We start from the raw sequence: 12,444 nt of genomic DNA on the forward strand, positions 1-12,444 counted from the left end.
CGGGCCCATGAAGCTAAAGCGCAAAAACTCGGCAAGCCTCAAACAGTTTGCGCTTTTTAACGCTTCATGGCCCCGACATCTTTTCCCCGGATCGCGCCATGTCGTACGCCGGCAACGGGCGGGACTCCGAGGCTACGCACAGCAAAATATGGCCGCAGTTATGACCAAGCCCCATTTTTGCCAGGGCCCTGAGACCTGTCGCAATCGTTTTTAATTTAAGGCAAACGCATGGACAATATGAAGTTGAATCATGTTCTATCATCGAAGCAAATACCGGCGGATGCCGTTCAAGCGTTTATTTTATCTCTCATCCAACCCGTTTCAGCCGAACATGTTCCGGTTGACCGATGCCTGAATCGGATTCTGGCCCGGGATATCGTGCCACGCGCGAACATCCCGGCCTGTCCACTTTCCGCAATGGATGGGTTTGCCGTTGTTTCTGAAGGGCTCATGACAGCCTCGAAGCGGCAACCGGTTATTGTGAAAGTGATCGATAATATCCGGGCCGGTGACGTGCCTGGAAAAAGCATCGGTCCCGGAACTGCCGCCCGGATTATGACCGGAGCGGCGCTGCCCGGTGGGGCCGATTCCGTGGTTCCGTTTGAGAATACCAGCGAAAGACTGTATACGGAGGGGCTTGGCCCGGATGAAATAGCCGTGTTCAAACCGGTGGCCGTTCATGAAAATGTCAGGCGTGAAGGATCGGACATTGAATACGGTAAAGTAGTTCTGGCGCAGGGAACACAATTGCGGCCTCAGGATATGGGGATGCTCGTATCTGTCGGCAAAACCAGTGTGCCTGTTTATCGGATACCCCGGGTGGCGGTACTTCCGACCGGCAATGAGGTCATGGAAGCGGAAACTCCGCTGAGTTTTGGAAAAATATGGAGTTCAAATCCATATGTCATTTCAGGACTGGTGCAGCGCTATGGGGCTGAGCCGCTCCGGCTGGGTATCGCCAGAGATTCGAAAAAACTCCTTACTTTTAAAATCAACCAGGCGCTTGCTCTGAATGTGGATCTGGTGCTGACGTGTGCAGGTACGTCAAACGGTGATTTTGACATGATTCAGGAAACATTTCAAACGATGTGCCATGAAAAATTCTGGAAGGCGGAAATAAAACCGGGAAAAACCATGGCCTTTGGCATGATTGACGGGGTTTGTGTCATGGGCTTGCCGGGAAATCCCGGAGCATTGATTATCGCCTTTGAACTGTTTGCGCGAGGTGTGATATTAAAGCTGGCCGGTCAAAACCACTGGGATAAAGTCTTGATCAAAGCGACCTTGAAGCATGATTTTTATGATAAACAAAGAGCGCATCTTATTCCGGCTGTGCTCAGCCTCTGTGACGGATATCCTGAGGTGGAAGCTCTCGGTCATGCTGTCAATGATCAGCGCAGGCCTGAAAAACTATCCACGCTGGTTCAAACCAATGCGTTTTTGGATGTGCCACGAGACGTGACATTCATTTCGGCCGGAAGCCGGGTGAATGTCTGGCCGCTGGACTGATCCATCCGGACTCCGGCATCTTACAGCCTGTGAATAGCCCCGCACAGGTTCCGGAAACAGCGGGGCGAATCTAACGGGATACTGCTATTGATTCGCCCGGGCTGAATTCAGTTGCCGGCACAGGCGCCAGGCCATGGAAAATGTAAGCAGCGTATCTGTCAATCCGGCCATTCCGGTTGATACAAATTCGTTGCTTAACAGAGCGGGAGCGCAAGGATTGTGTAGCCCGGGAAAAGGCCCACAAATGCCGGCGCTGCATCGTAACAAAGATGATATTTTTCGCACACATTGAGATTTCTGTTTCCCGGGCAGGTTCACTAGTTTGTGAGACTCTGAATCGGAGCCGGTATCAGACCGCCTAAGCGGATGAACCGATTGTCACCTGTCGCATTGTTAACCGGCATGATGGTGGACTGTCCCAGAAGCCCGCCAAAATATACCTGGTCACCGGCTTTTTTCCCTGGAACCGGTATCAATCGGGTGGCAGTGGTTTTTCTGTTGATAACCCCGATAGCCATTTCGTCTGCTGTGATAGCCGCTATGGTATCTGCTGTTGTATCCCCGGGTATGGCTACCATATCAAGCCCCACAGAGCAGACGCAGGTCATGGCTTCCAGTTTTTCGAGTGTCAGGTATCCCAGACGTGCGGATTCAGCGATATTGAGGTCTTCGCATACCGGAATAAAAGCGCCGCTTAAGCCTCCGACATTTGAACTGGCAAATGCACCACCTTTTTTTACCGCATCGTTTAACATCGCCAGTGCCGCTGTCGTTCCGGGCACACCGATACTCTTCAGACCCAGGCTCTGGAAGATTTCACCGACGCTGTCTCCAACAGTTGGCGTTGGCGCAAGGGAAAGATCCACGACACCAAACCGGATATTCAGGCATTCGGCCACTTCTCTTCCAATCAGTTCACCTACTCGGGTGACTTTATAGGCGGTGTGCTTGATGATTTCCGAAATTCGTCCAAGATCCATTGCCGGGTCGGATTCCAATGCGCGGTCGATCGCTTTTTTCACAACCCCCGGCCCACTGACGCCGACGTTGATAACGGCATCTGCTTCACCAACCCCCAGATAAGCGCCTGCCATAAAAGGCATATCCTGAGGAATATTGGCAAAAACACACAATTTTGCACATCCGATACCATCTCTGTCCGCGGTCAGTTCAGCGCACTTTTTTACCGTATCCCCCATGAGCATGACCGCATCCATATTGATTCCGGCTTTAGTCGTGGCAACATTGACGGATGCGCACACCCGGTCGGTCTCCGCCAGCGCCCGGGGGATGGCTTCAATCAGGGCACGGTCTCCGGTTGTCATTCCTTTTTCAACGAGAGCGGAAAATCCGCCTATAAAATCAATCCGTACTTCCAGAGCTATTTCATTCAGGGTTTTAGCTATCTCAACCATTTGCGACGGCGAAAGACCGGCGCAAAATACCGCTACAGGGCTGATGGAAATACGTTTGTTCACGACCGGAATGCCATATTTTTCGCCAACACGGTTGCAGACGCTGACAAGGTCTTTTGCCAGAAAGGTTAGTTTTTTTCGGATTCGGTTTTTCACTATGGTTAAATCGTGGCTGGCGCAATCAAGCAGACTGACGCCAAGGGTGACGGTGCGTACATCAAGATGCTCGTTTTTCAGCATTTCCAGGACTGAAAGTATATCTCTGTCACTAAGCATATCAGCTATCCATTAGTTGTCATTTGTTGAAATAATTGTTAAACATAAAATATGACTGTCTTGAGGGCATAATTTATGTACTGCCGCAGTACCGGGTCCGTTTGTCCTGGCGTCGAATTCAGATTTTATTCATCATTTCGAAAATTTTCCGATGTTGAATACTGATATCCAGTCCCAGATTTTCGGCTCGTTTTCTAAGATCACGCACAAAATTATTCTGGTCGATATCATCGGGGATGTCCACTTCATAAATCATGATGTTATGGCTCGGATCATCGCCGCCTTTAAAAACCGCTTTCAGATTGGTCACATTGACCCGGTAACGGGCGAAAATTTCAGTCAGCCCGGCAACCAGGCCCTTGCTGTCCGCACCGACGGCTGAAATGACAAAGGGCTCGGAGCTTTTGGATATCGGCAGCGGTTCCTGATAATCCATTGATTTGACATGTACATCGATGTTTAAAGGTTGCATACATTGTTTCAGATAGTCATGAAGCTGATCAATCTGTACATCGGAGGGCACGGAAGTGATAAATATGCCGGCAAACTGATGCTGCAGGATTGTCTGTGATATATTTTCAATGTTACACTCATGTTTCAGAAGTGCTTTTGACACTGCTGCCACTATGCCCGGTCGATCCTGAGCAAATACCGAAATGATGATTTTGTTCATAAGACTGCTCCATATCTGTTCTATATCAAAAAGTGATATTCTACATTTTATATTCCAGAATACAAGATGGAAATTCAATTTATTTTATTGCCTGCCGGGTTTCCCGATTATTTCTGGACGTATGAAATTCTGGGCTTGATCATAACTGCGGTTATAACGTCGTGAGGCCCGCCCCGGCCGCTTCTGGCTTCTCCAGCACGATACGGGGGGGTGCCGGTGCCATGAAGCTAAAGCGCAAAAACTCGGCAAGCCTCAAACCGTTTGCGCTTTTTAACGCTTCATGGCACCGGCATCTTTTCCCCCGATCGCGTCATGTCGTACGCCGGCACCGGCCGGGACTTTGAAACTACACGTAAGAGAATATGGCCGCAGTTATGATCAAGCCCGAAATTCTGTTTTAAAGCCGGTACAAAATAAAAGGGAACCGTAAATGGTATGAATCATAAAAACAAGCTCAACTGTATTATGCTGTCACTGGCCATCGGATCGAGTATCCTGATCTGTTATGTCTGTTTTATACATGGATTTCAGGAAGTTTACATACATCTGTTTTATATACCTGTTATTCTGGCAGTGACGGGGATGGGGCAGAAAGGGCTGTTGGCCCCATTGATCCTGGAGATGGTATTGATCATCGGCCAAGTGTTTTTCGATCAGCCGGTTATTATCGGAAAAGAACTCATACGCTGCGGCATGTTTACCGTCGTGGGGTATCTGTTTTTCACGATGCGGTTGAGATGTATGAAATCAGGGGAGGAATTGAAAAACAGCCGCAGTCAACTTGAACTATGCCTTGAAGGCTCCCCGATTCCTGCCTTTATGATCGATACGGATCATCGCGTCAGGCATTGGAACAGGGCGCTTGAAAATTTAACCGGGACCGGTAAAGATGTGGTGCTCGGTACCCGGAAGCACTGGAAAGCCTTCTATAAGAAAAAGCGGCCATGTATGGCAGATATTCTGCTCGATAAACGCCTGGATGAATTCAGCAGCTGGTACAAGGGCAATGTGCAAAAATCCCGGTTAATTCATGATGCCTATGAAGCCAGAGATTTTTTCAGGGATCTGGGAGAAAACGGAAAATGGCTGAGATTTACAGCAGCAGTTCTCAAAGACACAAGCGGACGGCTGTTTGGTGCGTTTCAGACGTTAGAGGATATTTCGGATCAGGTGGCAGCAGAACGCGAACTGAGTGAAAGCGAAAAGAAATATAAGAAACTCAGCATTACAGACGGACTGACCGGTCTGTTTAATTCAAGACATTTTTACGCTCAACTCAGTACGGAAATTGAGCGTTTCAACCGGTACAGAGAGCCTCTGTCTCTGTTGATGGTGGATATTGACGATTTTAAAAATTATAATGATTCATACGGGCACCTGGAAGGAGATAAGGTGCTGATTCGACTCGCACAAACCATGATGAAATGTCTGCGGGCAACCGATTCCGCTTATCGGTACGGCGGAGAAGAATTTGTCCTGATATTGCCTGAGACGGGAGGCATCGCTGCTGTCAAGCTGGCGGACAGAATCCGGACGGAATTTGAAAAAACGGTTTTATTCCCTGACAATAAGACACGGGTTCATAAAACGGTCAGTATCGGCGTTGCGCAATACGACTATGGTGAGGTCCTGTCCTCATTTGTTAATCGGGCCGATCGCAATATGTACAGGGCCAAGGAGGAAGGAAAAAATCGAGTCTGCTTTTCCAGAGGGCCATAGCCTCTGCTTCTGAGACTGATCAGCAATAAGGCGATGGCGGTTTTCTGCTTTTTTGGAAAACTAAAAGCGTTCAATCAGTTTATCGATTAAAAACGAACTTTCCCGTATTGACTGTCCGCTGAATGGGCCGAACCATTCGGAAATGATGTTGAATTCATCGCAGAAAAGCGGTTTGTCTCCCTTTTCAATCATGTCACAGGTGTCAGACAGGGATTGCACATAATTCTTTAACAGTTTTCGTCGCTCCGGGGACGCGAAAATAATTTCTGCGTACAGGGAAGGGTCCTGGGCAAAAAGACGTCCCACCATCGCCATCTCCAGACGGTAAATGGGACTTGAAAATTCAAGTATCCGCGGCAGGCTGATCTGCTTGTGGTAGAGAAACCGGCCAAAGGCAAAAGTGGCAAAGTGACGCAGTGCCTGAACAATGGCCATCATTTCATCATGTTCCTGTGCATCTGCCTGAAGGATAATACTGCCCCATGCTGAAAACTGATCCAGCACCCACTGATATGCCTGCGGATTTCTGCCGGGGGTTGCCACCACAATCTGTTTGTCCAATGTTGACGTGGTGGGTCCGAACAGCGGATGAAGACCGATGACAGGGCCCCTGTGTGCCTTGAGCATGATATCCATGACCGGCTCTTTAATGCTGGTAATGTCAGCCAGAACACAATCTGGCGGAAGGTGAAGGCACAGCGTTTCGATGACGGACGCGGTGACATCGATAGGAACGCTGATGATGGCCAGTTTGATATCCCGGCACAAGTCGTCTGCCTCATTCCAGTCGTCTTTGTCCAGAATTCGAACCCGGTAGCCGGATTCGGTAAACCAGCGGCGGAAATAGCTGCCCATACTGCCTTTGCCGCCCACAATCAGAACAGCAGATCCCGCCCGGATGCCTTTTCGCGTCAGGTGGGCCGCCTGGATGGCCCTGGACTGACGGAGAATGCATCGGAACAGCTCTTCGATATAATCCGGATCAAGCTGGTTGTCTTCAGCCTGACGGCGTCGTCTGGATATGAGATCTTCTTCCCGGGCCGGATGGTAAACAGGCAGGTGATGCGCTTTTTTCAATTCCGTAACCTGATCGATCACCTTCCGGCGTTTTACAAGGATGTTGACAAACTCCTGGTCGATCGAATCGATCTGTTTTCTCAGGCAGTCAAGCGTTGCGTATACCGGCTCATCGATATCGGCGGAAACGGATTCGGGCCGTGTATTTTCTGGTTTTTGAAATTCCGTCATGTTGATAATCGTCGCCTTTTGTTTTGTATGCCCCTTCACGGGTTAGTTGGTTAACGGGTTTATTCTGACGCCGGGGGGAATGTGACAACAGCCATAACACTCCGGTTCTTATATCATTAAGCGTGACGGTATCACAAGGCTTATCAGAACCGCTGGCCCGTCAGACCTGAAACCATCTGCCAATCAGTTTCAGTGCGTGCCCATCCGGCGAACGCCGAATTTGTGAATGGGCACTGTCTCAGCCTCTCTTATGTAGTGTCTATCCAGAAATGAGATAGTTTTTCCAAGTTCAAGGAAGGCGAAGATTTTAACCGGAGGAATACAATGTGTATTTCGAGGATTAAAATCTGAGCCTGACGCAGAAATTGGGGAAAATTGCCATTTCTGGATGGACACTATGCAATCATGGTTAAGGGGCGGGATGCCTTTTCAACCGCTTCTCCGCGTGTGCTGATGATAATTTCTTTCAGCGGGATTGAACTTCCGGTATCCTGAATCGCTTTTTTGACGCCGGCAGCCATGCCGGAGCAGCACGGGACTTCCATGCTGAGTACGGTGATGCGCTTGATGCCGGCGATTTTAATAATTTGTTTAAATTTGTCAATATAAGCCGGCATGTCGTCAAATTTGGGGCATCCGGTCATGACCACATGATTTCTGAGAAAATCGTTGTGAAGATCAGGACAGGCCACAGCGGCGCAGTCGGCGAGAATGACGAGATCAGCGCCTTTGAGAAACGGGGCATCTGGCGGAATCAGGCGGATTTTTACCGGCCAGTGAGACAGCTGGGAGTCACATGGGCTTGAGCTTTTACCTGAATTCGATTTTTTCAGGTCAGCGGAGGGTTCCAGAATTTGAATATGTGAAGACGGGCATACCGCACGCGATTCGGAAGAGCCCTTGCCTTTTGCGTTTAGCATCTCTTTAACCGCTTTTTCATCGAATTCTTCAGCTTCCCGTTCTGTTAATGTGATCGCCCCCCTTGGACATTCACCCAGGCAGGCCCCGAGTCCGTCACAAAACTTGTCAGAAACGATTCGGGCTTTGCCGTTTATTATTTTCAATGCACCTTCAGCGCATGACGGAATACACTGGCCGCATCCGTCGCATTTTTCTTCATCGATGTGTATGATCTTACGTGTTTTTTTCATGTTGCCTCCGGAAATCGTGTGTTATTTTAGATTTGATCTATATACCCTATCAAACAGCGGCGCCTTGACTTAAGTCAATATCTGCTGATAATTGTTAATCAGACCGTTATGATTGGAGCCCCTTTTTGCGGGTTGCACATTGTTTAAGGATCGCTTCAATAAATAATTGACAACTCATCGAAAATTAAAGCATTATTTATGATTACTATAATCATGCACTATCGGCTTTTATTCGCTCATTCAACCAATAATATCACATTTATGCTATGAAATTTAATACGGACACGATTTCTTCATGCACACTGTTCAGTGGCCTTGACAGCGAACAGCGGCAGCAAATCAATGGTATCGCGGTTAAAAAAATATTTCAAAAGGGTGAGACGGTTTTTTTTGAAGGAGATTCGGGCAACGGATTTTTCCTGATTATCGACGGGCAGATTAAAATCGTTAAAGTTTCACCTGACGGAAAGGAAAAAATACTGAATATATTCGGTTCAGGCGAAACATTCGGAGAAGTGCCCGTTTTTTCCGCGGGTGCATTTCCTGCCAGCGCGCAGTCCATTGGCAGAAGTCGCGTCCTTTATTTCCCGAAAGACGATTTTGTGGCCCTGATATCCGCAAATCCGTCTATGGCATTGAATATGATGGCGGTGTTATCAAAACGCTTGCGTGAATTTACCGTTCAGATCGAACAGCTTTCCATGAAGGATGTCTCTGCGCGCCTTGCGGCATATCTGCTCTATCTGTCCAATGAAGCCGGATCAGATCATGATACGGTTCATCTTCCGATATCCAAAAGGCATCTGTCGAGTCTTCTCGGGACAATTCCAGAAACCCTTTCAAGAATTTTTGCAAAGATGACCGAGTCGAACATCGTCCATATCCATGGGCCACATGTCCGGATACGGGATCGGGAACAGCTGAAAAATCTGGCAGTTCTCGGGAAAATCATCATGGAATGACCCGGCCGATTCGAAAGCCCTGTCAGCAGCCCGCCTGACTCAATAGCCCCGGGGGGAACCGTCATGACGTTACCTTCAGTATCTGTAATTATTCCGGTCATAAATGAAGCCCGTCATTTGCCTGCCCTGTTAAGGGATCTTCAGAGCCAGCAGCAGGTTCATTTGGAAATTATCGCAGGCGATGGCGGATCAACAGATGACACGCTGCAGATGCTCAGGCGTTGCGGGGTGAAAACGGTTCGTACATCCAGAGGCCGCGGGATTCAGATGAATGCCGCCGCCGGCAAATCAACCGGAAGATATCTTCTCTTTATTCACGCGGATTCGGGAATCAAAAGCCCTTTGTTGATAAAAGAGGCGATAACCGCTCTGGAACATCAAATCCAGTCAAGGGACAATACGAATGTCGCAGGCCATTTTCCACTGAAATTTATACGTAAAGGCTCCGGAAATTCTCCGGGCTTCCGCTATATCGAGGCCAAAACGTTTTTAAATCGTCCGGATACCACGAATGGAGATCAGGGCGTTTTGTTAACCCGGGATTATTTTATCCGTTTGAAAGGCTTTGATGAGCGGCTCCCGTTTCTGGAAGATCAGAATTTGGCGGGGAAAATCAGAAAAACCGGAATCTGGATTACCTTGCCCGGAATCATTGAAACATCTGCCAGACGGTTTGAAACTGAAGGTTTCTGCCGCCGGTATATTTTGATGGCCATGATCATGGGCGCATTCAGCACCGGCCTGGATGAGTTTTTCGGACTTACGCCCGACATTTACCCATGCCAGCATGAAACCGGCAGGCTGCTGCTGACGCCTTATTTTCAGCGTGTGCGTAAATTGATGCTTCACCACGGGGGCTTTAAAGGAACTGCGAGAGCCTGGTTTTCCATAGGCCGATATGTGCGTCAGAATTGCTGGCAGCTGTTTTTTTTTATGGATACGGTATGGATGCGTAAGAAGGGAGCGATCCGTCATCCATTTCTGGCATTTTATGATCGTAACGTGGATAAACTGATCAATTTCAAAGCGGTCGATGCCATAGCCGGTGCCTTATGTTTATTTTGTCTTATGGGGCCGGTGGCAGCATATTTTCGAGTCAGAGAGCGCGGTTTTTTACTGTGAAAGGCGGGAGCTTCGCGTTCTTGAGAATTTTATAAGATAAAAGCGTCTTGCTTCTTATCTTTTGCCTCAAACGAAGTGCTCCTCAAGCGATAGCGCTCCTCAGTCCGCCCGCAGGGCGCTATCTTGATTGTTGCGGAATTAACCATTTTAAGAGAGGTCAACCATGCCGTTACACAAATTAGCAGGCAAACCCGCCCCCAGAAAGATATGGGTGAACGTTCCCCGGCTGGTCAGCGCGTATTATACCCTTTACCCGGATGTATCGGTTGATGCTCATAAAGTGGCATTCGGTACCTCAGGACACAGAGGCGATCCATTCAAACACAGCTTCAACGAGCCCCATATTCTGGCGATCACCCAGGCGATATGCGATTACAGAGTCGCAAACAGAATCAATGGCCCGTTGTATCTTGGCCGGGATACCCATGCGCTTTCCGAACCTAGTTTTGCAACGGCGATAGAGGTTCTGGCGGCCAATGGCGTCGATGTGTTCATACAGCAGGGATTTGGCTTTACGCCTACCCCGGTGATATCCCATGCCATATTGATGCATAACCGGAACCGGACAACCGGACTGGCCGACGGCATTGTCATCACCCCGTCTCATAATCCTCCAGATGATGGGGGATTTAAATATAACCCGCCGTCCGGCGGTCCGGCCGATACATCCATTACCCGATGGGTGGAATCCCGGGCCAATGAACTGCTGGCGGTTCAAAATAAGGGCGTAAGGCGAACGGGGTATGAAAAAGCCCTCCATGCATCCGGTACGCATGAATATGATTATATTGCGCCGTATGTTGACGATCTGCGTCATGTGATCGATATGGGTGCGATCAGGTCCTCCGGCATCCGGATCGGGGTCGATCCCATGGGGGGCGCATCGGTAGACTACTGGGAGCCTGTCGCTCACCGGTACGGATTGAACCTCGATGTGGTAAACCGGCACGTTGAACCGGATTTCAGGTTCATGACGGTGGACAGGGATGGCAGGATCCGAATGGACTGCTCGTCTCCCTATGCCATGGCCGGTCTGATCGATTTAAAGAATAAATACGATATCGCTTTTGGTAATGATCCGGATGGTGACCGTCACGGCATTGTAACCCCCTCCGGCGGGCTGATGAACCCGAACCATTTTCTGGCGGTGGCCGTGTGGTACCTGTTTCAGAATCGTCCGATGTGGCCCGGGAATCTTGCCATCGGCAAAACCCTGGTCAGCAGCAGCATGATTGACAGGGTCGCAAACGATCTGGGCCTGAGCATCTGCGAGGTGCCGGTGGGATTCAAATGGTTTGTAGAGGGGCTTCTTGACGGGTCATTTGGCTTTGGCGGAGAGGAAAGCGCCGGAGCCTCATTTCTGCGAAAAGACGGCACCGTGTGGACCACCGATAAGGACGGTATTGTCATGGGGCTTCTTGCTGCGGAAATCACGGCGTCAATCCGGCAGGACCCGTCTCAATTATACCGGCAGCTTGTTGAAAAATTCGGTAATCCGTTGTATGAACGGATGGATGTGCCGGCAACTCCGGAAGAAAAAGCGGCTTTGACGCAGATGTCACCGGATCAGGTCAAAACCTCGGTTCTTGCGGATGAACCCATCCTGGCAAAACTGACACGGGCTCCGGGAAACAATGCCGAGATCGGAGGCTTAAAGGTCGTGGCGCAAAACGGCTGGTTTGCTGCCCGTCCTTCCGGTACCGAGGATATTTATAAAATTTATACGGAAAGTTTTAAGGGCCGGGATCATTTAAACCGGATTCAACAGGAAGCCCGGGACATCGTTCGCGATGTGTTTCAAACCGCCGGCGTGACGAGACGGTAATCATCGGTCGATGACACCCGGAAGCATCATCAGAACTCAGCAGAATTCAGTGTTTATATGGCAGTTCAGAAAATAGACAAAAATTGGTATCAGGTTAAGGTGTACGAGTACCGTTTCCCGGACGACTGGATTGTTTTAGCCGGCCGGAGCGATGAAGATAACGACCGGTTGAGTATTAAACTTGCCAAACCCGATGACTGGTGGTTTCATGTCAGGGGCATGCCCGGAAGCCACGTGATTCTGAGGTCGGAAACCGGGCAGAAACCGGATCGAAAAATTCTTGAGATGGCTGCCGCTGTTGCCGCCTGGCACAGCAAGGCCAGGGCCGGGGGAATGGTCGCTGTGTCCTGCACTCAGGCCCGATTTGTCACAAAACCCCGGGGAGTTAAGGCCGGCACGGTAGCCATTCGAAATGAACGGGTACTGAAGGTCAGGCCAGGGCTTCCGCCGTCGGATAATGAATAACGATTAATGGCATACGGCGTACGGTTTTTGGCTATGGGCTACCGGGTTCCGGATGCCGGTATTTTTTGGGTTAAAATAT

General features: G+C 49.4%; 10 protein-coding genes. 6 read left to right on the forward strand and 4 right to left on the reverse strand.

From position 1 onward, the window contains the following. Positions 1-228: 228 nt before the first annotated feature. The gene (locus tag PHQ97_13835) at positions 229-1,509 is read left to right on the forward strand and encodes a molybdopterin molybdotransferase MoeA (protein ID MDD4393816.1); all 1,281 of its coding nucleotides are present in this window, start codon (positions 229-231) and stop codon (positions 1,507-1,509) included. Between the two features lie 317 nt (positions 1,510-1,826). Here PHQ97_13835 and PHQ97_13840 read toward each other — a convergent pair whose 3' ends face one another. Both PHQ97_13840 and PHQ97_13845 read right to left on the reverse strand, forming a co-directional pair. Next, on the reverse strand, positions 1,827-3,200 hold the full coding sequence (locus PHQ97_13840) for a PFL family protein (protein ID MDD4393817.1): 1,374 nt from the start codon (positions 3,198-3,200) through the stop codon (positions 1,827-1,829). A 118-nt stretch (positions 3,201-3,318) separates the two neighbouring features. Then, positions 3,319-3,873: an ACT domain-containing protein gene (locus PHQ97_13845; GenBank protein ID MDD4393818.1), complete on the reverse strand. Its 555-nt coding sequence runs from the start codon at positions 3,871-3,873 to the stop codon at positions 3,319-3,321. Between the two features lie 435 nt (positions 3,874-4,308). Between PHQ97_13845 and PHQ97_13850 the strand changes: the two genes are divergently transcribed. Continuing rightward, positions 4,309-5,592, forward strand: coding sequence for a sensor domain-containing diguanylate cyclase (locus PHQ97_13850; GenBank protein ID MDD4393819.1), 1,284 nt, complete (start codon positions 4,309-4,311; stop codon positions 5,590-5,592). A 60-nt stretch (positions 5,593-5,652) separates the two neighbouring features. On the opposite strand, the gene tyrA is transcribed toward PHQ97_13850, so the two are convergent. After that, positions 5,653-6,840, reverse strand: coding sequence for a bifunctional chorismate mutase/prephenate dehydrogenase (gene tyrA, locus PHQ97_13855; GenBank protein MDD4393820.1), 1,188 nt, complete (start codon positions 6,838-6,840; stop codon positions 5,653-5,655). Between the two features lie 395 nt (positions 6,841-7,235). Continuing rightward, positions 7,236-7,991, reverse strand: coding sequence for a 4Fe-4S binding protein (locus PHQ97_13860; protein ID MDD4393821.1), 756 nt, complete (start codon positions 7,989-7,991; stop codon positions 7,236-7,238). 266 nt (positions 7,992-8,257) lie between these two features. On the opposite strand from PHQ97_13860, the gene PHQ97_13865 reads away from it, so the two are divergent. From PHQ97_13865 to PHQ97_13880, 4 genes are all read left to right on the forward strand, one after another. Beyond that, entirely contained in the window at positions 8,258-8,953 is a 696-nt protein-coding gene (locus PHQ97_13865; protein ID MDD4393822.1) for a Crp/Fnr family transcriptional regulator, read from the forward strand. A 63-nt stretch (positions 8,954-9,016) separates the two neighbouring features. Then, a complete protein-coding gene (locus PHQ97_13870; protein MDD4393823.1) occupies positions 9,017-10,075 on the forward strand; it encodes a glycosyltransferase in 1,059 nt (352 codons plus the stop codon). Positions 10,076-10,238: 163 nt separating this feature from the next. Further along, positions 10,239-11,900, forward strand: coding sequence for a phosphoglucomutase (alpha-D-glucose-1,6-bisphosphate-dependent) (gene pgm, locus PHQ97_13875; GenBank protein ID MDD4393824.1), 1,662 nt, complete (start codon positions 10,239-10,241; stop codon positions 11,898-11,900). A gap of 57 nt (positions 11,901-11,957) precedes the next feature. Beyond that, positions 11,958-12,365: an NFACT RNA binding domain-containing protein gene (locus PHQ97_13880; GenBank protein MDD4393825.1), complete on the forward strand. Its 408-nt coding sequence runs from the start codon at positions 11,958-11,960 to the stop codon at positions 12,363-12,365. Positions 12,366-12,444: the final 79 nt, after the last annotated feature.

This window comes from Desulfobacterales bacterium (assembly GCA_028704555.1).
GTDB lineage: Bacteria > Desulfobacterota > Desulfobacteria > Desulfobacterales > JAQWFD01 > JAQWFD01.

Bases quoted from the DNA above. Each gene is read 5' to 3' on its own strand.
- PHQ97_13835 (MDD4393816.1), top strand. From the start codon at position 229: ATGGACAATATGAAGTTGAATCATGTTCTATCATCGAAGCAAATACCG.
- PHQ97_13840 (MDD4393817.1), bottom strand. From the start codon at position 3,200: ATGCTTAGTGACAGAGATATACTTTCAGTCCTGGAAATGCTGAAAAAC.
- PHQ97_13845 (MDD4393818.1), bottom strand. From the start codon at position 3,873: ATGAACAAAATCATCATTTCGGTATTTGCTCAGGATCGACCGGGCATA.
- PHQ97_13850 (MDD4393819.1), top strand. From the start codon at position 4,309: ATGAATCATAAAAACAAGCTCAACTGTATTATGCTGTCACTGGCCATC.
- tyrA (MDD4393820.1), bottom strand. From the start codon at position 6,840: ATGACGGAATTTCAAAAACCAGAAAATACACGGCCCGAATCCGTTTCC.
- PHQ97_13860 (MDD4393821.1), bottom strand. From the start codon at position 7,991: ATGAAAAAAACACGTAAGATCATACACATCGATGAAGAAAAATGCGAC.
- PHQ97_13865 (MDD4393822.1), top strand. From the start codon at position 8,258: ATGAAATTTAATACGGACACGATTTCTTCATGCACACTGTTCAGTGGC.
- PHQ97_13870 (MDD4393823.1), top strand. From the start codon at position 9,017: ATGACGTTACCTTCAGTATCTGTAATTATTCCGGTCATAAATGAAGCC.
- pgm (MDD4393824.1), top strand. From the start codon at position 10,239: ATGCCGTTACACAAATTAGCAGGCAAACCCGCCCCCAGAAAGATATGG.
- PHQ97_13880 (MDD4393825.1), top strand. From the start codon at position 11,958: ATGGCAGTTCAGAAAATAGACAAAAATTGGTATCAGGTTAAGGTGTAC.